Source organism: Streptomyces sp. NPDC058664 (assembly GCF_042716635.1).
Taxonomy (GTDB): domain Bacteria; phylum Actinomycetota; class Actinomycetes; order Streptomycetales; family Streptomycetaceae; genus Streptomyces.
The window spans coordinates 1-19,313 of sequence record NZ_JBHXRW010000029.1 but is presented as its reverse complement, the minus strand read 5'-3'; the positions used below and the strand labels follow the sequence as shown (position 1 = coordinate 19,313).

General features: G+C 70.9%; 15 protein-coding genes and 1 riboswitch. Of the genes, 11 read left to right on the top strand and 4 right to left on the bottom strand.

Annotation, left to right across the window (positions count from 1 at the left end; translation table 11 throughout):
• Positions 1–11 precede the first annotated feature (11 nt).
• Positions 12–830, top strand: coding sequence for a serine protease (locus tag ACFWUY_RS23350; protein WP_384112040.1), 819 nt, complete (start codon positions 12–14; stop codon positions 828–830).
• A 104-nt stretch (positions 831–934) separates the two neighbouring features.
• Here ACFWUY_RS23350 and ACFWUY_RS23345 read toward each other — a convergent pair whose 3' ends face one another.
• A complete protein-coding gene (locus ACFWUY_RS23345) occupies positions 935–1,165 on the bottom strand; it encodes a hypothetical protein (protein ID WP_030211728.1) in 231 nt (76 codons plus the stop codon).
• 431 nt (positions 1,166–1,596) lie between these two features.
• On the opposite strand from ACFWUY_RS23345, the gene ACFWUY_RS23340 reads away from it, so the two are divergent.
• From ACFWUY_RS23340 to ACFWUY_RS23320, 5 genes are all read left to right on the top strand, one after another.
• Positions 1,597–3,714 (top strand): type IIA DNA topoisomerase subunit B, encoded by a 2,118-nt coding sequence (locus ACFWUY_RS23340; RefSeq protein ID WP_384112037.1) that lies wholly within the window; start codon positions 1,597–1,599, stop codon positions 3,712–3,714.
• Positions 3,715–3,811: 97 nt separating this feature from the next.
• Complete coding sequence (locus ACFWUY_RS23335; RefSeq protein ID WP_384112035.1) at positions 3,812–5,026, top strand: sensor histidine kinase; 1,215 nt, start codon at positions 3,812–3,814, stop codon at positions 5,024–5,026.
• Positions 5,027–5,055: 29 nt separating this feature from the next.
• A complete protein-coding gene (locus ACFWUY_RS23330) occupies positions 5,056–5,868 on the top strand; it encodes a response regulator (protein WP_384112250.1) in 813 nt (270 codons plus the stop codon).
• A gap of 98 nt (positions 5,869–5,966) precedes the next feature.
• Positions 5,967–6,452: a DUF485 domain-containing protein gene (locus tag ACFWUY_RS23325; RefSeq protein ID WP_384112032.1), complete on the top strand. Its 486-nt coding sequence runs from the start codon at positions 5,967–5,969 to the stop codon at positions 6,450–6,452.
• A complete protein-coding gene (locus ACFWUY_RS23320; RefSeq protein ID WP_384112029.1) occupies positions 6,449–8,041 on the top strand; it encodes a cation acetate symporter in 1,593 nt (530 codons plus the stop codon). The genes ACFWUY_RS23325 and ACFWUY_RS23320 overlap by 4 nt, the downstream gene beginning before the upstream one ends.
• Positions 8,042–8,062: 21 nt before the next feature.
• Here the strand turns inward: ACFWUY_RS23320 and ACFWUY_RS23315 are convergent, their stop codons facing one another.
• Both ACFWUY_RS23315 and ACFWUY_RS23310 read right to left on the bottom strand, forming a co-directional pair.
• Entirely contained in the window at positions 8,063–8,749 is a 687-nt protein-coding gene (locus ACFWUY_RS23315; protein WP_384112023.1) for a response regulator, read from the bottom strand.
• Positions 8,746–10,458, bottom strand: a complete 1,713-nt coding sequence (locus ACFWUY_RS23310) for an ATP-binding protein (RefSeq protein WP_384112020.1) — start codon at positions 10,456–10,458, stop codon at positions 8,746–8,748. Before ACFWUY_RS23310 ends, ACFWUY_RS23315 begins: the two co-directional genes overlap by 4 nt.
• A gap of 124 nt (positions 10,459–10,582) precedes the next feature.
• On the opposite strand from ACFWUY_RS23310, the gene ACFWUY_RS23305 reads away from it, so the two are divergent.
• Entirely contained in the window at positions 10,583–11,632 is a 1,050-nt protein-coding gene (locus ACFWUY_RS23305) for a CobW family GTP-binding protein (RefSeq protein WP_384112017.1), read from the top strand.
• Between the two features lie 23 nt (positions 11,633–11,655).
• Here ACFWUY_RS23305 and ACFWUY_RS23300 read toward each other — a convergent pair whose 3' ends face one another.
• Positions 11,656–14,115 (bottom strand): DNA topoisomerase (ATP-hydrolyzing) subunit A, encoded by a 2,460-nt coding sequence (locus tag ACFWUY_RS23300; RefSeq protein WP_384112013.1) that lies wholly within the window; start codon positions 14,113–14,115, stop codon positions 11,656–11,658.
• Between the two features lie 180 nt (positions 14,116–14,295).
• Between ACFWUY_RS23300 and ACFWUY_RS23295 the strand changes: the two genes are divergently transcribed.
• The 4 genes from ACFWUY_RS23295 (at position 14,296) to ACFWUY_RS23280 (ending at position 19,128) form a co-directional block, all read left to right on the top strand.
• Entirely contained in the window at positions 14,296–15,654 is a 1,359-nt protein-coding gene (locus tag ACFWUY_RS23295) for a M16 family metallopeptidase (RefSeq protein WP_384112009.1), read from the top strand.
• Positions 15,651–17,048: a M16 family metallopeptidase gene (locus tag ACFWUY_RS23290; protein ID WP_384112003.1), complete on the top strand. Its 1,398-nt coding sequence runs from the start codon at positions 15,651–15,653 to the stop codon at positions 17,046–17,048. Before ACFWUY_RS23295 ends, ACFWUY_RS23290 begins: the two co-directional genes overlap by 4 nt.
• A gap of 225 nt (positions 17,049–17,273) precedes the next feature.
• A riboswitch (cyclic di-AMP (ydaO/yuaA leader) is annotated at positions 17,274–17,436 on the top strand.
• A gap of 12 nt (positions 17,437–17,448) precedes the next feature.
• Positions 17,449–18,219: a M23 family metallopeptidase gene (locus ACFWUY_RS23285; protein WP_384111997.1), complete on the top strand. Its 771-nt coding sequence runs from the start codon at positions 17,449–17,451 to the stop codon at positions 18,217–18,219.
• Between the two features lie 225 nt (positions 18,220–18,444).
• Entirely contained in the window at positions 18,445–19,128 is a 684-nt protein-coding gene (locus ACFWUY_RS23280; RefSeq protein ID WP_384111991.1) for a GntR family transcriptional regulator, read from the top strand.
• Positions 19,129–19,313: the final 185 nt, after the last annotated feature.

Below are 19,313 nucleotides of genomic sequence, written 5' to 3'. Positions count from 1 at the left end.
CAGGAGGCTCCATGCGTGGTTCTCTCACCCGGACATTGACGGGTGCTCTGGGCCTGATCGCCGCAGCGGCGTGGCAGGTCACCGCCGCCACCCCTGTGGCCGCCGACAGCGTCGTGGTGGGTGGCCGCCCGGCCCAGATCACGGACGCGCCGTGGGTCGTGGCGCTGTCCAGCCGTGACCGGTTCGGAGGTACGCGCGCGGGGCAGTTCTGCGGGGGGGTGGTCGTCGCGCCGACCAAGGTGCTCACGGCCGCCCATTGCCTGGGCCGGGAGGTGCTCGGCGGCGAGCCCTGGGAGGTCCGGGACTTCCTGGTCATCGCCGGCCGCGCCGCGCTGCGCGGGCAGGGCGGGCAGGAGGTGCGGATCTCGGACACCTGGGTGAACCCGGATTACGACCCGACGACCAACTCGGGCGATCTCGCGGTGCTGACCCTGGTGAGCGCGCTGCCGCAGTCGTACGTGATCGGCGTCGCCCGTGCGGGAGACGCGGCACACACGCCCGGGACGGAGGCGGACGTCTACGGCTGGGGGGATACGACCGGCAACGGGTCCTACGCCTCCAAGCTGCGGACGGCACGCGTGCAGGTGCTGTCGGACAAGGCGTGTGAGCGGGCGTACCCGGATGGAACCGGCGTCTCGTACCGGGGCGACACGATGCTGTGCGCGGGCGACCCGCAGGGCGGCAGGGACGCGTGCCAGGGCGACAGCGGAGGTCCGCTGGTAGCCAAGGGGCTTCTCATCGGCCTGGTGTCCTGGGGCAGCGGCTGTGGGCAGGCGGAGAACCCGGGTGTCTACACACGGGTCTCAGCGGTACTGCCGGCAGGTCTCTGACGCGCGTGGGAATACGAGAGCGGGCGGTCACCCCTCTGGAACACGGGGTGACCGCCCACCGTCCGGTCAATGGCCGGATCTGAGCTCGTCGTGGTTGCGAAGCGTCAGTGCTCGTCGCCTACAGTGCGGGCCGGCACGTCCGTCAGACGGTCCGTCTCATCCTGTATCTCAACGGCGATCTTCTTGAGTTCCGGCTCGAACTTACGTCCGTGGTGGGCGCAGAAGAGCAAGTCACCTCCGCTGGTCAGGACGACACGCAGGTATGCCTGGGCGCCGCAGCGGTCGCAGCGGTCAGCGGCCGTCAGGGGGCTCGCGGGGGTCAGAACAGTAGTCACGTCGCCTCTTCTCTAGCTCGACGAGCTGTCGTACCAGGGTCAACATCCAACCAGGCCGAAAACGTTCCCGCTCGTGGCTTTTCCTTGAAACTTCTTCCAAGGTGGCTGTCTGCTGCCGGTTGGCGGCGAATGGGCCGTATTGCTTCGCTCTACGGATTTCGCGTTGCTTGGGTCGGTTAGCCCTCCCGGCGTGGTTGCCGGTTGTTGATGAGGACGTGCCCGGAGCCTAAATGGTTCATGCCTGGAAGGGAACGTGATGTACACGTCACCCTATCGAGGGATCGAACACCCATGCGACTCTGGACTAGCATGAGGAATCGGGAGGGTGGCGTTACAACGGCTCTACCAGGCATCGGTACCCTCTGACCGATGACCGACGTCGGGCCTTACCCCATCGGGCCACATTTCAAATTCAGCGAGGAGCGAACCGCGTGACCGCCGAAACGTCCGTGCCGTCCAGTGCGCTGCTGACCGCAGACCGTGACGGTTCCAACTACACCGCGCGGCACCTGCTCGTACTCGAAGGGCTCGAAGCGGTTCGCAAGCGCCCCGGTATGTACATCGGGTCCACCGACAGCCGTGGCCTGATGCACTGCATCTGGGAGATCATCGACAACTCGGTCGACGAGGCCCTCGGCGGCTACTGCGACCACATCGAGGTGATCCTCCACGACGACGGATCCGTGGAGGTCCGGGACAACGGTCGAGGCATCCCGGTCGACGTCGAACCGAAGACCGGACTCTCCGGAGTCGAGGTCGTCATGACGAAGCTGCACGCCGGCGGAAAGTTCGGCGGCGGATCGTACGCGGCGTCCGGCGGTCTGCACGGCGTCGGCGCCTCCGTGGTCAACGCCCTGTCGGCGCGCCTCGACGTCGAGGTCGACCGGAACAGTGCCACGCACTCGATCAGCTTCCGCCGGGGTGTCCCGGGCATCTTCACGGAGCAAGGACCCGACAGCCCCTTCGACCCGGCCAACGGGCTCCTCAAGGGCAAGCGCGTTCCCAAGAACCGCACCGGCACCCGCGTCCGCTACTGGGCCGACCGGCAGATCTTCCTCAAGGACGCCAAGCTCTCCCTGGAGACGCTGCACCAGCGTGCCCGGCAGACCGCCTTCCTCGTGCCCGGCCTCACCATCGTCGTCCGCGACGAGCGGGACCTGGCCGGAATCGGGAAGAGCGAGGAGACCTTCCGCTTCGACGGCGGCATCAGCGAGTTCTGCGAGTACCTCGCGCAGGACAAGGCCGTCTGCGACATCCAGCGCCTCACCGGCCAGGGCACCTTCAAGGAGACCGTCCCCGTCCTCGACGAGCGGGGTCACATGACGCCCACCGAGGTCACCCGCGAGCTCGCCGTCGACGTCGCCCTGCGCTGGGGCACCGGATACGACGCCACGGTCAAGTCCTTCGTCAACATCATCGCCACGCCGAAGGGCGGCACCCACGTCTCGGGCTTCGAGCAGGCCGTCACCAAGACGGTGAACGAGGTGCTGCGCTCGACGAAGATGCTGCGCGTCGCCGAGGACGACATCGTCAAGGACGACGCCCTGGAAGGGCTCACGGCCGTCGTGACGGTCCGTCTCGCCGAGCCGCAGTTCGAGGGGCAGACCAAGGAGGTCCTCGGTACGTCCGCCGCTCGCCGGATCGTGGCGAACGTGGTGGCGAAGGAACTCAAGGCCTTCCTCACCTCCACCAAGCGGGACGACAAGGCGCAGGCGCGCGCCGTCCTGGAGAAGGCCGTCGCCGCGGCCCGCACCCGGATCGCGGCCCGGCAGCACAAGGAGGCGCAGCGCCGGAAGACCGCGCTGGAATCCTCCTCGCTGCCCGCCAAGCTGGCCGACTGCCGCAGCGACGACGTGGAGCGCAGCGAGCTCTTCATCGTCGAGGGCGACTCGGCCCTCGGTACGGCCAAGCTCGCGCGCAACAGCGAGTTCCAGGCCCTGCTGCCCATCCGCGGCAAGATCCTCAACGTCCAGAAGTCGTCGGTCTCGGACATGCTGAAGAACGCCGAGTGCGGGGCGATCATCCAGGTCATAGGAGCCGGCTCGGGCCGTACCTTCGACATCGACGCGGCCCGCTACGGGAAGATCGTCCTCCTGGTCGACGCCGACGTCGACGGCGCCCACATCCGGTGTCTGCTGCTGACGCTCTTCCAGCGCTACATGCGGCCCATGGTGGAGGCGGGGCGGGTCTTCGCCGCCGTGCCCCCGCTGCACCGGATCGAGCTCGTCCAGCCCAAGAGGGGCCAGGACAAGTACGTCTACACGTACTCGGACAACGAGCTGCGGCAGACCCTGCTGGAGTACCAGCGCAAGGGGGTCCGCTACAAGGACTCCATCCAGCGCTACAAGGGCCTGGGCGAGATGGACGCCGACCAGCTCGCGGAGACCACGATGGACCCGCGCCACCGCACCCTGCGCCGCATCAACATCGGCGACCTGGACGCGGCGGAGCAGGTCTTCGACCTCCTCATGGGCAACGACGTGGCTCCCCGCAAGGAGTTCATCACCGGTTCGGCGGCGACCCTCGACCGCTCGCGCATCGACGCCTGAGGCCCTCCACCCGTGGGTGGAGCCGTACGCTCCACCCACGGGCCGATCACACGGCCGCCGACTCTCCGTAGCATCGTCATGACGGAGGGGGACGGGCATGGACGAGAAGCGCGGCCGAGCGCGAACGGGGAGCGACGTGAGCCGGGGGAGCTCGTGGGGCTCCTGGCCGTCGCGGGAGGCGCTCACCCGGCTCGGAGTGCCCCGTGGCCGGGTCGTCATCGACTACAGCACGATCGTGGCCCTGAGCGTCTGGGTGCTGGCCGGCTGTTACACCTCGGGAGCGTTCCACGGGTGGTACGCACTGTTGCCCCCGCTCGGCTTCGGGCTCTGTGTGGCGGCGGCCCTGGGCTATCACCACACGACCCTCGACCACCGGCCCGCGGCGTCCCTGGGGCTCCTCGGGGTGATGGCGCTCTGCGGACTCGGGGCCCACGCGGCCGGCGCACCGACACCGGCGACCGTGATGTGGATAATCGTCTCGATCATGGCGATGGAACGGCTGCCGCTTCCCGCCGGTCTGGCCACCGTGGGGGTACTCGTCCCAGGATTCGCTCAGGCCGACGAGAGCGGAATCCTCGGAGCCACCCTCACGACGGGGGCTGTGCTGCTCGCGGGGTACTCGCTCAGATTGGATGCTCAGGCGCGTGGTGCGGGGTTCCAGTTGCTCGCCCAGGAGCGGCTCGCCCGGGAGGCCGAGGCCGCGTCGGCGGCGCTCGCCGAGCGGGCCAGGATCGCCCGGGAGATACATGACGTGCTCGCCCACAGCCTCTCCGCCCAGATGGTGCACCTGGAAGTCGCGCGGCTTCAGATCGAGGCCGGAGCGGACCGGGCGGAGATCCTCAAGCTCGTGACCTCGGCCCGTTCCATGGCCAGAGAGGGGCTGGCCGAGACCCGCCACGCACTGTCGGCACTGCGCGGCGACATGGTGCCCGTCGAGGACTATCTGCGGGAGCTGGCACGGGAGGACCGTGCCGAGGTCGATGTCAGCGGCGAGCGCCGACAGCTGCCCGTCGAGGCCTCCCAGGCGGTCCGACGGGTCGCGCAGGAAGCCCTGACCAACATCCGCAAGCACGCTCCGGGCGCCCGGACCCGGATCCGGTTCGCGTACGAGACGGGCGAGATCTCCCTGGAAATACGCGACTCCGGGCCGCCCCCGGCGACCGAGGGGGCCCGGCAGGGGTACGGGCTCGGCTCCTCCGGATCGGGGTACGGGTTGCTCGGCATGAGGGAGCGGGCCGAACTGCTCGGCGGCAGCCTGGACGCCGGACCGGAGGGTCCTGGATTCGCGGTGCGGCTGCGGGTGCCGGCATGAGCGACGGCGTGGGTGACGGCGTGAGTGGCATGAGCGGTGGGGAAGAGGCCGGTGGCCAGGAGGGCTCTCGGGCCTCCGCGGGGGACCGGGTCGTGCGGGTGGTGGTCGCCGACGATCAGGCCGTGGTGCGCGAAGGGATCGTGATGCTGCTGGGACTGCTTCCCGGGGTCGAGGTCGTCGGGGCGGCGCGGGACGGGGAGGAGGCGGTGGCGTTGACCGCGGAACTCGCGCCCGACGTGGTCCTGATGGATCTGCGGATGCCGCGGTGCGACGGCGTCGAGGCCACCCGTCGCATCCGCGAGCGACACCCCGGGACGGAGATCGTCGTGCTCACCACGTACGCCGACGACGACTCGTTGTTCCCGGCTCTGCGGGCCGGCGCGCGGGGGTACCTGACCAAGGACGCCGGCGGGGAGGAGATCGTGCGGGCTCTGCGGGACGTGACCGATGGACGAGCGGGCCTTTCGCCCTCCGTGCAGAGGCGCCTGCTGGAGCAACTGCTGGAGCGGACCGAGCGGAGTGAGAGAGCTGGGGGATCCGAGGGGGTGGGGGCGAGCGGTGATCCGGGGGCGCGCCGGCCAGAGGGTGCCGCAGCGGTCGGTGAGCCTGCCGGGCCGGGGGGTGTCGACGGGCTCACGGAGCGGGAGACGGAGGTGCTCGTGCTCGTCGCCGACGGGCTTTCCAACCAGGAGATCGCCGGTCGGTTGCGGATCTCCACGGCCACGGTGAAGACCCATATCAACAATCTCTTCGCCAAGACGGGGGTGCGCGACCGGGCGCAGGCCGTGCGGTACGCATATCAGCACGGTCTGGTCAGGCCACCGGGGAGAAGAGTCACCTGATGGGGTGAACAGCGGGAGGAGAAGAGTCCGGGATCTTCCCGCTCTGTCCATCCTTGGGCACGCGGCCGAAACGGTTCGCTGACAAGGAGAGTTGGCCGGTGGAGCAGGTGGACAAGCAGGAGGGGCTCGACGCTTCGGCGATGCCGATCGAGGACCCCTGGTACGACGCGACGGCCTCCGGCCACGGTGAGCCGGCGGGGGCCCGGGCGCCCGGCGACGGTCTCCCCGACGCGGTGCCGCGGCAGCGGGTCCACAGCACGGCGGAGATCTATCTGGAGGTGCAGCGGAGCCCTGCCTTCCAGGAAGTGCGCAGCCGCTACCGCCGGTTCGTCTTCCCGGCCGCCCTCGCGTTCCTCCTCTGGTACCTGGCCTATGTCGTGGCGGCGACCGCCGCGCCCGGACTCATGGCCCGGCCGGTCGCCGGAGCGGTGAACGTGGCGATGGTCGCGGGGCTCGGGCAGTTCCTGACGACCTTCCTGCTCACCTGGGCCTACGCGCGCCACGCGCGGCTCCGCAGGGACCAGGCCGCGCTGGACCTGCGCTGGGACACGCAGGAGATGACCCGAGGGGTGGTGCGGCCGTGACCGGAGACCACCAGACCCTGGCACTCGTGCTCTTCAGCGTCTTCGTCGCCGTCACCCTGGGCATCACCACCTGGGTGAGCCGCAACCGGCACGGTTCGGCGGAGGAGTTCTACGCCGGGGGCAGGCTGTTCTCGCCCCTGGAGAACGGTTTCGCCATCGCCGGTGACTACATGTCGGCGGCCTCCTTCCTCGGCATCTCCGGGCTGATCGCGCTCTACGGCTACGACGGCATGCTGTACTCCGTCGGATTCCTCGTCGCCTGGCTGGTCGTACTGCTGCTCGTGGCCGAACTGGTCCGTAACTGCGGCCGGTTCACCCTCGCCGACGTCGTCGCCGCGCGGATGGCCGAGCGTCCGGTACGGATCGCCGCGGGAACGTCCTCGGTGGCCGTCTCCGTGCTGTACCTCGTGGCCCAGATGGTGGGCGCCGGCAGCCTGGTCGCCCTGCTGCTCGGCGGCACCAGCGAGGCGGCCCGCTCGTGGACGGTGATCGGCGTGGGCGCACTGATGGTGATCTACGTGTCGCTCGGCGGCATGCGGGCCACCACCTGGATCCAGATCGTCAAGGCGGTCCTGCTGATGGCTGGGACGATCGCGCTCACCGTTCTCGTCCTGCTCCGGTTCCACGGCGATGTGAACAACCTGCTCTCCGCCGCGGCCGAACGCAGCGGCCACGGAACGGGATTCCTCGCCCCCGGGCTTCGCTACGGCGGGGACTGGACGGCCCGCCTCGACTTCATCAGCCTCGGCCTCGCCCTGGTCCTGGGCACGGCGGGACTGCCCCACATCCTGTCGCGCTTCTACACCGTGCCGACGGCCCGGGCCGCCCGTCGCTCCGTCGTCTGGGCCATCGGACTCATCGGCGGCTTCTACCTGATGACCATCGTGCTCGGCTTCGGCGCGGCGGCCCTCATCGGACCCGACGCGGTCCGCGCCTCCAACGCCTCGGGGAACACCGCGGTACCGCTGCTCGCCCTCGACCTCGGCGGGGGCGCGGGCTCCACCGGCGGCACCGTGCTCTTCGCGATCGTCGCCGCCATCGCGTTCGCGACCATCCTCGCCGTCGTCGCGGGGATCACCCTCGCGTCCTCGGCCTCCGTCGCCCACGACCTGTACGCATCGCTGCGCCGCCGGCACGCGAAGCAGTACAGCGAGGTGACCGTGGCCCGGATCGCCGCGGCGGTGATCGGCGCGGCCGCCATCGGCCTCGGGCTGCTCGCCCGCGACCTCAACGTGGCGTTCCTCGTCGGCCTGGCCTTCGCGGTCGCTGCCTCCGCCAATCTGCCGGTGCTGCTCTACTCGCTGTTCTGGCGGAAGTTCACCACCCGCGGCGCGGTCTGGTCGGTGTACGGCGGGCTGATCCCCGCGGTGCTGCTCGTGCTGGTCTCGCCGGTCGTCTCCGGCAGTCCCGAAGCGCTGTTCCCGGGCGTCGACTTCCAGCTCTTCCCGCTGCAGAACCCGGGGGTGGTCTCCATCCCGCTCGGCTTCCTCGCGGGCTGGATCGGGACGGTCACCTCGACCGAACCGCCCGACGAGGCGCGGCACGCCGAGACCGAGGTCCGGGCTCTGACCGGCGCGGGAGCCGTCTGAGGAGCCTATGGGGCTTGCCGATCAGGCCGGTGGCGAGCTTGCCCAGGCGTACCGGTGCTCGGGGCGGCCCGTCTCGCCGTACCGGAGCGAGAGAGTCACGCGACCGGTGCGTTCGAGGAGCTTGAGGTAGCGCTGGGCCGTCTGGCGGCTGACACCGGTCCGCTCGGCGATCTCCTGTGCGGAGAGCGGCCCACCGGCGGCGAGCAGGACCTGCCGGACCAGCTCGGCCGTGGTGGGGGAGTGCCCCTTGGGGAGGTCCGGGGTGACGGAGCCCGCAGACAGGGCCCCGAAGATGCGGTCCACCTCGGCCTGCTCCGCCTCGCCGCCGCTCTCCAGGGTGCGGCGGAGCGTCGCGTACGCCTCCAGCCGGGTGCGAAGCCCGGCGAAGTTGAACGGCTTGACCAGGTACTGGAGGGCGCCGTGCCGCATCGCCGCCTGCACCGTGGCCACGTCCCGGGCGGCCGTCACCATGATCACGTCGCACTGGTGGCCGCGCGCGCGGAGCTCCCGTACGGCCGCGAGCCCGTTCCGGTCCGGCAGGTAGTGGTCGAGGAGGATCAGGTCCACCGGGTGATCGTCCAGGGCGGCGAGCGCCTCGGCGGTCGAGTGGGCGACGGCGGCGACCCGGAAGCCGGGCACCTTGGCGACGTAGGCGGCGTTGATCCGTGCCACCAGTACGTCGTCGTCCACGACGAGGACGTCGATCATCGGACCCCCTCGGCCGGTCCCGGTTCCCCACAGGGGACGTCCGACCCGGGCGCCGGCTCGGTCAGGGCGTCCGGTCCGGGATCCGGTTCGGTCAGGGCGTCCGGGAGGACGACGGTGAACTCGGCGCCCCCTTCGGGCCCCCCGGCCACGCGCGCGGTGCCGCCACGGCGCTCGGCGAGCCGGCGTACGAGGGGGAGACCGATCCCGCGCTTGCCGTGGGACGGCAGCGCCTTCGTCGTCCAGCCCTCGGTGAAGATCAGCTCGCGGCTCTCCTCCGGCACGCCGGGGCCGCTGTCCGTGACGCGCAGTACGACCGTACGGCCCTCGGCGCGGAAGGAGACGTCGATCCGGGCACCGGGGGTGCCCGCGACGGCGTCCAGGGCGTTGTCGACCAGGTTCCCGACGACGGTGACCAGTTCGCGCGGGTCGACGAGCCGGTCCGGCAGCAGTGAGACGGGGGCGATCCGCAGCGAGACGCCCCGCTCGGCGGCGACCGTGGCCTTGCCGACGAGGAGCGCCGCGAGCAGCGGGTCGTGGATCCTCTCCGTGACCTGCTCGGCGGTCGCCCGGTGCACGCCGACCACCTCGGTGACGAACTCGACCGCCTCCTCGTGCATCTCCAGCTCCAGGAGCCCGAGGAGGGTGTGCATCCGGTTGGCGTGCTCGTGGTCCTGGGCCCGGAGGGCGTCGATCAGCCCCCGGGTGGAGTCCAGCTCGCGCCCGAGCCGCTCCAGCTCGGTGCGGTCGCGGAGGGTCGCCACGGCGCCGCCGTCGTCGGTCGGCATCCGGTTGGCGATCAGCACCCGGTGTCCCCGTACGGTGACCAGGTCGTCGCCGGTCACCCGGCCCGCGAGGACGTCGGCCGTACGGCCCCGGCCGAGCACCTCGTCGAGCGGCCGACCCGCCGCCTCGGGGCCGAGGCCGAGAAGCCGCTGCGCCTCGTCGTTCAGGAGCCGCACGCGGCCGTCGCGGTCCAGGGCCACGACCCCTTCGCGGATGCCGTGCAGCATGGCCTCGCGTTCGGCGAGCAGCGCGGAGATGTCGGAGAAGGCCAGGTCGTGGGTCTGCCGCTGGAGGCGCCGGGAGATCAGGTACGCGGCCAGGGCGCCGGCCGCGAGCGCCCCGCCCGCGTAGGCGAGGAGCCCCGGGATCGCGGCGAGGAGCCGGTCGCGGACGCTGTCGTACTCGATGCCGACCGAGACCGCGCCGACGATCCGCCCGTCCGCGTCCCGCAGCGGCGTCTTGCCGCGCGCCGAGCGGCCCAGGGTGCCGCTGTCGATCTCCATCACCTCGTCCCCGGCGAGGACGGCGCTCGGGTCCGTGGAGACACGCCTGCCGATCTCGGCGGGGTCGGTGTGCGACCAGCGCACCCCTCGGGTGTCCATGACCACGACGTACTCGGCGCCCGTGGAGGTCCGGATCCGTTCGGCCTCCGTCTGCACCGGGCCCCGCGCGGACGGCGGGGTACGGGTGAGGTCCGCGGCGAGACGCGGTGACGCGGTGGTCCCGGCGATGGCCAGCGCCCGCCGCATGGCCTGGTCGTCGAGCTGCGCGCTGAGCGGAGCGAGGAAGAGCCCCGTGGCGAGGACGGTCACACCGGTCGCGATGGCCAGCTGCATCAGCAGGACCTGCGAGAACACCCGTCGGGGCCACCCGAACCGCCGTCGGCGCGCGAGGGCGCGCGGGGGGCTGGGCTGTGCGGGGCTCATGCGGGCAAAGGTAAAGGGCCACGCCCCGGGACCGGAAACGGCGACGGGGCGGGTGCCCGCGGCGGTTGCCTATTCTGGGGGTTTCCCACGGCCGTGGGGCACGAAGAAACCGGAGGCACGTCCCTTGACCACGCAGCAGATCCCCGTCGTCGTCCTGGCCGGGTTTCTCGGGGCGGGGAAGACCACGCTCCTCAACCACCTGCTGCGCAGCGCCCGGGGCACCCGTATCGGCGTCATGGTCAACGACTTCGGCGACATCGGCATCGACGCGATGAGCGTCGCCGGACAGGTCGGCTCCACCGTCTCCCTCGGCAACGGCTGCCTGTGCTGTGCCGTCGACGCGAGCGAACTCGACGAGTACCTGGAGGTCCTCACCCGCCCCGAGTCGCGCCTCGACGTGATCGTGATCGAGGCGAGCGGTCTCGCCGAGCCGCAGGAACTGGTCCGCATGGTGCTGGCCAGCGAGAACGAGCGGATCGTGTACGGGGGACTCGTCCAGGTCGTCGACGCGGCCGAGTTCTCCGCCACCCGGCGGCGGCACCCCGAGACCGACCGGCACCTGCCGATCGCCGACCTCGTGGTCGTGAACAAGGCGGACCGGGTCACCGGGGACGAGCTGCGCGCCGTCCGCGAGACGGTGGGCGGACTGGCGGGGAAGGCCGTCATGGTGGACGCCACGCACGGGCGGATCGACCCGGAGCTGCTCTTCGACCGGGTGGTCCCCGAGGGGGAGATCGAGGGACAGATGTCCATCGAGGACATCCTGTACGGCGAGGACGAGGCGCACGTCCACCCGCACACGGCGTACGAGACCGTGTCCCTGACGGCCGCACGTCCGCTCCATCCGCGCCGGCTGATGGCCTTCCTGGACGCGCGGCCCGAAGGGCTCTACCGGATCAAGGGTTTCGTCGACTTCGGCGCCGCCGACCCGGACAACCGCTACACCGTGCACGCGGTCGGCCGTTTCCTGCGCTTCTACCCCGAGCGGTGGCCCGAGGGCGGGGAACGGCTCACCCAGCTCGTCCTGATCGGTTCCGGCATCGACGTGGCCGGCCTGCGCAAGGGGCTCGCGGAGTGCGAGCAGGACGGCCCGGGGGACGTCCCCGACGAGCACAGCATGTGGGGCGTCCTGCGGTACGTGCCGCGGACGGAGGAAGAGCCGGAGGTGCCCTAGGCCGGGGACACCTCCGGGTCGACTCAGCTCGCCGGGCCCGCCACCACGTCCACCGGCTGGAGGAGCGGGGTGCCCGAGCCGTCGCGGCGCGGGTCCGCTTCGGGGAGCTCCACCGGGGCGCCGCTCTTCTGCGCGGCGCGGGCTGGCGCGGTGCCCGCCCAGGCCAGGATCAGGACGTCCTCGCCCCGCAGGAAGCGCTGGCAGCGGACGCCGCCGGTCGCCCGGCCCTTGCGCGGGTACTGGTCGAAGGGTGTCAGCTTCGCCGACGTACCCGCCGAGGAGTCCAGGGCCCCCGTGGAGCCCGCGACGGTGAAGACGACGGCGTCCGCCGCCGGGTCGACGGCCGTGAACGAGATCACCTCGGCGCCCGCCGACAGCTTGACGCCCGCCATGCCGCCGGCCGGGCGGCCCTGGGGCCGTACCTGCGAGGCCGGGTAGCGGAGCAGCTGGGCGTCGGAGGTGATGAAGACCAGGTCCTCCTCGCCCGTCCGCAGCTCGGTCGCGCCGACGATCCGGTCGCCCTCCTTGAGGGTGATGACCTCCAGCTCGTCCTTGTTCGCCGGGTAGTCCGGGACCACGCGCTTCACCACGCCCTGGAGCGTGCCGAGGGCGAGCCCCTGCGAGGACTCGTCGAGCGTGGTCAGGCAGACCACGGTCTCGTCGGCCTCCAGGTTCAGGAACTCGGACAGGGGCGCGCCGCCCGCCAGGTTCGGGGCGCTCGCGGTGTCCGGGAGCTGCGGCAGATCGATCACCGCGATCCGCAGCAGCCGGCCTGTCGAGGTCACCGCGCCGACGTCACCGCGCTGGGTGGCGGCCACCGACGACAGGATCACGTCGTGCTTGACGCGCTTCGCGTCCGGGTCGGCCTCGGGCAGCTCCGCCGTCGCCGTACGGGCGAGGAGCCCGGTGGAGGACAGCAGCACCCGGCACGGGTCGTCCGCGACCTCCAGGGACACGGCCGCGACGGGCGCGCCCGCCGATTCGAGCAGGACCGTCCGCCGGTCGGTGGCGAACTTCTTGGCGACCGCGGCCAGCTCCGCCGAGACCAGCTTGCGCAGCTCCGCGTCGGAGTCCAGGATCCCCGTCAGCTCGTCGATCTCGCCGTTGAGACGGTCGCGCTCGCTCTCCAGCTCGATCCGGTCGAACCGGGTGAGGCGGCGCAGCGGGGTGTCCAGGATGTACTGCGTCTGGATCTCGCTCAGCGAGAAGCGCTCCATCAGGCGCTCCTTGGCCTGCGCGGAGTTGTCGCTCTCCCGGATGAGGCGGATGACCTCGTCGATGTCGATCAGCGCGATGAGCAGGCCGAGCACCAGGTGGAGCCGGTCGCGCTTCTTGGTCCTGCGGAACTCGGAGCGGCGCCGGACCACCTCGAAGCGGTGGTCGAGGTAGACCTCCAGGAGCTCCTTGAGGCCGAGGGTCAGCGGCTGGCCGTCGACCAGTGCCACGTTGTTGATGCCGAAGGACTCCTCCATCGGCGTCAGCTTGTAGAGCTGCTCCAGGACCGCCTCGGGTACGAAGCCGTTCTTGATCTCGATGACCAGGCGCAGCCCGTGGCTGCGGTCGGTGAGGTCCTTGACGTCCGCGATGCCCTGGAGCTTCTTGGAGCCGACCAGGTCCTTGATCTTGGAGATGACCTTCTCGGGGCCGACCGTGAAGGGCAGCTCGGTCACGACGATGCCCTTGCGGCGCGCCGTCACGGTCTCCACGCTCGTCGTGGCGCGGATCTTGAACGAGCCGCGGCCCGATTCGTACGCGTCCTTGATCCCGGAGAGTCCGACGATCCGGCCGCCGGTCGGCAGGTCGGGTCCCGGCACGAAGCGCATCAGCGTCTCGAGGTCGGCGCCCGGGTGGCGGATCAGGTGACGGGCGGCGGCGACGACCTCGCCGAGGTTGTGCGGGGGCATGTTGGTCGCCATGCCGACCGCGATGCCGGACGCGCCGTTGACCAGCAGGTTCGGGTAGGCGGCGGGCAGCGCCGCCGGCTCCCGCTCCTGGCCGTCGTAGTTCGGATGGAAGTCGACCGTGTCCTCGTCGATGGACTCGGTCATCAGCAGTGCGGCCGGGGCCATCCGCGACTCGGTGTACCGCATGGCGGCCGGCGGGTCGTCGTTGCCGAGGGAACCGAAGTTCCCGTGGCCGTCGACGAGGGGCAGACGCATGGAGAACGGCTGCGCCATGCGGACCATGGCGTCGTAGATGGACGCGTCGCCGTGCGGGTGGAGCTTGCCCATCACCTCGCCGACGACGCGGGCGCACTTGACGAAGCCGCGGTCGGGCCGGAGCCCCATCTCGTTCATCTGGTAGACGATGCGGCGCTGGACGGGCTTCATTCCGTCCCGGGCGTCCGGGAGCGCACGCGAGTAGATCACCGAGTACGCGTACTCGAGGAAGGAGCCCTGCATCTCGTCGACGACGTCGATGTCGAGGATTCGCTCCTCGAACGTGTCGTCCGGCGGCGGTGTCTTCGTGCTGCGGCGGGCCATCGCGGCTGCGCTCCTTCACCAACATGGTTGATCTGACGCGGACCATTGTGGACCGTGCCACCGACAACGCCGACCGCGACCCGGAAGAGGGACATCTCGCGGGGGCGGGAACTTCGCCAGGTGTCGGCGCGCTTGCATACAGTGGCAGGACCTTTTCACATCGCGATCGAAGGGACGTACATGCCCATGGGTCACACGGCCACGGCCGAGGCCGGCTCCGGCGGCCTGACAGCGACCGAGCACCGGTTGGCGAACGGCCTGCGCGTGGTGCTCTCGGAGGACCACCTGACCCCGGTCGCCGCGGTCTGCCTCTGGTACGACGTCGGCTCGCGTCACGAGGTTCCCGGCCGCACGGGCCTCGCCCACCTCTTCGAGCACCTGATGTTCCAGGGCTCGAAGCAGGTCCACGGCAACGGGCACTTCGAGCTGGTCCAGGGCGCAGGCGGCTCGCTCAACGGCACGACGAGCTTCGAGCGCACCAACTACTTCGAGACCATGCCCACGCACCAGCTGGAGCTCGCGCTCTGGCTGGAGGCCGACCGCATGGGCTCGCTGCTCGCCGCCCTGGACGACGAGTCCATGGAGAACCAGCGGGACGTCGTCAAGAACGAGCGCCGCCAGCGCTACGACAACGTGCCGTACGGCACGGCCTTCGAGAAGCTGACCGCCCTGGCCTATCCCGAGGGCCACCCGTACCACCACACGCCGATCGGCTCCATGGCCGACCTGGACGCCGCCACCCTGGAGGACGCGCGGAACTTCTTCCGCACGTACTACGCGCCGAACAACGCGGTGCTCTCGGTCGTCGGCGACATCGACCCGGAGCAGACCCTCGCCTGGGTCGAGAAGTACTTCGGCTCCATCCCCGGCCACGACGGCAAGCCCGCACCGCGCCCCGGCGACCTGCCCGAGGTCATCGGCGAGCAGCTCCGCGAGGTCGTCGAGGAGGAGGTCCCGGCCCGCGCGCTGATGGCCGCCTACCGGCTGCCGCACGACGGCACGCGCGAGTGCGACGCCGCCGACCTGGCCCTGACGGTGCTCGGCGGTGGCGAGTCCTCCCGTCTGCACAACCGTCTGGTCCGCCGCGACCGTACGGCCGTCGCCGCCGGCTTCGGCCTGCTGCGGCTCGCCGGAGCGCCCTCGCTCGGCTGGCTGGACGTCAAGACCTCCGGAGGCGTCGAGGTCCCGCAGATCGAGGCGGCCGTCGACGAGGAGCTCGCCCGGTTCGCCGCCGAGGGCCCCACGCCGGAGGAGATGGAGCGCGCGCAGGCCCAGTTGGAGCGCGAGTGGCTCGACCGTCTCGGCACCGTCGCGGGCCGCGCCGACGAACTGTGCCGGTTCGCCGTCCTGTTCGGCGACCCCCAGCTCGCCCTCACGGCCGTCGACCGGGTCCTGGAGATCACCGCAGACGAGGTGCGCACGGTCGCAGCGGCCAAGCTGCGCCCCGACAACCGCGCGGTGCTCGTCTACGAGCCCCTGGCGACCGAACAGAGCGACGACGCCGACGGCGATGACGATGCAGAGGGAGCGGACCAGTGACCGACGCCGCCGTGTCTTTGACGAGCATGGACTTCCACCCGCAGCCGGCGCCGGGCGTCGCGAGGCCCTGGGCCTTCCCCGCCCCGGACCGCGGGAAGCTGGACAACGGCCTGACGCTGCTGACCTGCCACCGCCCCGGCCAGCAGGTCGTGGCCGTGGAGATCTTCCTGTCGGCCCCGCTGGACGCCGAGCCCGCCGGTCTCGACGGCGTCGCCACCATCATGGCCCGCGCGCTCACCGAGGGCACGGACCAGCGCAGTGCCGAGGAGTTCGCGGCCGAGCTCGAGCGCTGCGGCGCCACACTCGACGCGCACGCCGACCACCCGGGCGTACGGGTCTCCCTGGAGGTTCCCGTCTCCCGGCTGCCCAAGGCGCTCGGGCTGCTCTCCGAGGCGCTGATCGCCCCGGCGTTCCTGGACACCGAGATCGAGCGCCTGGTGCAGAACCGGCTCGACGAGATTCCGCACGAGACGGCCAACCCGTCCCGGCGCGCCGCCAAGCAGCTCTCCAAGGAGCTCTTCCCTGCCGGGTCGCGGATGTCCCGGCCGCGCCAGGGCACCGAGGAGACCGTCGCGGCGATCGACGCCGCCGCCGTCCGCGCCTTCTACGAGGCGTACGTCCGGCCCGGCACGGCCACCGCCGTGGTCGTCGGCGACCTGACCGGCGTCGACCTGGACAAGGTCCTCGCCGAGACCCTGGGCGCCTGGACCGGCGAGCCGGCGGAGCCGCTCCCGATGCCGCCGATCACCGCCGACGACACCGGACGGGTCGTCATCGTGGACCGGCCCGGCGCCGTCCAGACCCAGTTGCTGATCGGCCGCATCGGCGCCGACCGACACGAGCGCGTCTGGCCGGCCCAGGTCCTCGGCACGTACTGCCTCGGCGGCACCCTGACCTCGCGTCTGGACCGGGTTCTGCGCGAGGAGAAGGGCTACACGTACGGGGTGCGGGCCTTCGGTCAGGTGCTCCGCTCCGACGGCCGGGGGAACGGCGCCGCGATGCTCGCCATCAGCGGCTCCGTCGACACGCCCAACACGGGCCCGGCTCTTGACGACCTGTGGAAGGTACTGCGGACGCTGGCCGCCGAGGGTCTGACGGACGCCGAGCGCGAGACGGCCGTGCAGAACCTGGTGGGGGTCGCGCCGCTCAAGTACGAGACGGCCGCCTCCGTCGCCGGGACGCTCGCCGACCAGGTCGAGCAGCACCTCCCGGACGACTACCAGGCCCAGTTGTACGCGCGGCTCGCCGAGACCGGCACGGTCGAGGCGACCGCCGCCGTGGTCAGCGCCTTCCCGGTGGACCGGCTCGTCACCGTCCTCGTGGGCGACGCGGCGCAGATCGCGGAGCCGGTGCGCGCGCTCGGCATCGGTGAAGTCACCGTCGTGACCGGCTGATTCCGGCTCTCGACCGACTGTTTCCGGCCGCCCGGCGGCTGAAGTGGAGGGCCCTGACGGCACATCGCGTCAGGGCCCTCCGCTTTGTCCGTATTGATATCAAGCATGATCGTATGCCCTGTGGCATGTCTTACAAACTGGCGGGTCCGGTTGGTGATCGCCCGGCGATCCGCATAGCGTCGGTGCGTCTGTTCGGCAGTTGCACCCGCCGCATCCGCGGCATCCGGACAGTCATCGCCGAGTCCCCGTCAGGCGCGAGCCTGGGGAGCCGGGGACCCACACAGTCCCTGGGGTGAATCGGGCGCCTTCGTCTCGACGGAGGGGCTCGTAGGAGACCTTCCTGCTCCGAACCCGTCAGCTAACCCGGTAGGCGAGAAGGAAGGAAAGGATCAGCCCCTACATGGCGTTCACCCGTGCCACCGGGAAGCATCGTGGTCCGAGCCGGATGGCGCGCCGCAGCGTGGGCATCGCCGGCGCCGCGACGCTCGCCACCACCGGCGTCATCGGAACCCTCGCTTCCCCGGCGCTCGCCGCCGACGCGGACAACCGCTCCGCCGAGGACACCGGCCTCACCAAGGTGATCACCGAGGACTCCCTCGTGGACCGGATCAACGCGCAGGCCGCCGCCCAGGACCAGGAGGCCTTCGAGGCCGCCGCCAAGGCGAAGGCCCAGGCCGAGGCGAAGCGCAAGGCGGAGGCCCGTGCCAAGGAGATCCGCGAGGCCGAGGAGCGCGCCGCCCGTGAGGCCGAGCGCCGCCGGCTGAACTCCTTCCAGCTCCCCGTCGCCGGCTCGTACGTGTCCACCGGCTACCAGACCGGTGGCTCGCTCTGGTCCTCCGGCAGCCACTCCGGCGTCGACTTCCACGCCTCCTACGGCAGCAGCGTCGTCTCCGTCGGTTCCGGCACCGTCGTCGAGGCCGGCTGGGGCGGCGCGTACGGCAACAACATCGTCATCCGGATGAACGACGGCACGTACACCCAGTACGGTCACCTCTCCTCCATCGGCGTCTACGTCGGCCAGAACGTCGAACCGGGCGAGCAGATAGGCATCTCCGGCTCGACCGGAAACTCGACCGGCCCGCACCTCCACTTCGAGGCGCGGACGACCGCCGAGTACGGCTCCGACATCAGCCCGGTCGCCTACCTCCGCGCCCGCGGCGTCAACGTCTGACGCCAGGGCGCCCGTCGCCTCGGTGCACCTCCGTACGCACCCGTACGCCCTCCCGTCACGTCGCAAAAGCCCCGGCTCGTGCTGAGCCGGGGCTTTTCGTCGGTCAAAAGGCGTCCATATTCCGCTGAGGCATCGGAAATTCCGGCGCGCTGCAATAGAGTCGCAGATCGGGCGCAGAACAGGCGTCGAATAATTGTCTCGCGCAGACCAAGGCGGAGGTCGGACATGCGCATTCCCGCGCACTCGGTATGCACGGCGATCCGGGACGACATCGTCTCCGGCGTCTTCGAGCGGGGCAGCCGGCTGACCGAGGAACAGCTCGCCCGTCGGTACGGGGTCTCCCGGGTCCCGGTCCGCGAGGCCCTGCGCACCCTGGAGTCCGAGGGTTTCGTCGTCACCCGCCGCCACGCGGGCGCGCATGTCGCCGAACCCACCGAGCAGGAGGCGGCCGACCTGCTCGACATGCGGGCGCTGCTCGAGCCACTGGGTGCCGCACGGGCCGCCCAGCGGCGCACCGAGGCGCACCTCAAGGTGCTGCGCGGCCTGGTCAGGCTGGGACAGGAGCGGGCGAGGCGGGGGCAGGGCGAGGATCTGCGCTCCCTCGGCGGCTGGTTCCACGAGACGCTCGCGCAGGCCTCCGGCAGCCCGGCCCTGACGGCTCTGCTGACCCAGCTGCGGCACAAGATCGCCTGGATGTACGCGGTCGAGCAGCCCGCCCGGCCGGTGGAGGCCTGGGCCGAGCACGGCTCGATCGTGGACGCCGTGGCGCGCGGTGACGCCGAGCGGGCGCGGACGCTGACCGCCCTGCACGCGGAACGCTCGCAGTCGCTGCACCGGCTCAAAAAGCCGGAGCGCGGGCGCGTGAGGGTTTCGCAACATGCAGTCAACACGGCGAGCGTCCGGAATTAACGCGCGCACCGTATACAAAGAATAGGAATTCGACGGGGCTGTTCTGTGCTGCCCGAAAGCGGGGCAGTGGAAAAGAGAAAGGCCGTGACCGCCCGAAATACCGCGGTCAAGGCCATTAGTAGTAGCGGGGGGGGCGACCCCGAAAAGACGGTCAAGGGACATTGTCTTATAAACAAAATAAGCAG

Bases quoted from the DNA above. Each gene is read 5' to 3' on its own strand.
- ACFWUY_RS23285 (WP_384111997.1), top strand. From the start codon at position 17,449: ATGGCGTTCACCCGTGCCACCGGGAAGCATCGTGGTCCGAGCCGGATG.
- ACFWUY_RS23350 (WP_384112040.1), top strand. From the start codon at position 12: ATGCGTGGTTCTCTCACCCGGACATTGACGGGTGCTCTGGGCCTGATC.
- ACFWUY_RS23330 (WP_384112250.1), top strand. From the start codon at position 5,056: ATGAGCGGTGGGGAAGAGGCCGGTGGCCAGGAGGGCTCTCGGGCCTCC.
- ACFWUY_RS23295 (WP_384112009.1), top strand. From the start codon at position 14,296: ATGCCCATGGGTCACACGGCCACGGCCGAGGCCGGCTCCGGCGGCCTG.
- ACFWUY_RS23315 (WP_384112023.1), bottom strand. From the start codon at position 8,749: ATGATCGACGTCCTCGTCGTGGACGACGACGTACTGGTGGCACGGATC.
- ACFWUY_RS23300 (WP_384112013.1), bottom strand. From the start codon at position 14,115: ATGGCCCGCCGCAGCACGAAGACACCGCCGCCGGACGACACGTTCGAG.
- ACFWUY_RS23335 (WP_384112035.1), top strand. From the start codon at position 3,812: ATGGACGAGAAGCGCGGCCGAGCGCGAACGGGGAGCGACGTGAGCCGG.
- ACFWUY_RS23280 (WP_384111991.1), top strand. From the start codon at position 18,445: ATGCGCATTCCCGCGCACTCGGTATGCACGGCGATCCGGGACGACATC.
- ACFWUY_RS23310 (WP_384112020.1), bottom strand. From the start codon at position 10,458: ATGAGCCCCGCACAGCCCAGCCCCCCGCGCGCCCTCGCGCGCCGACGG.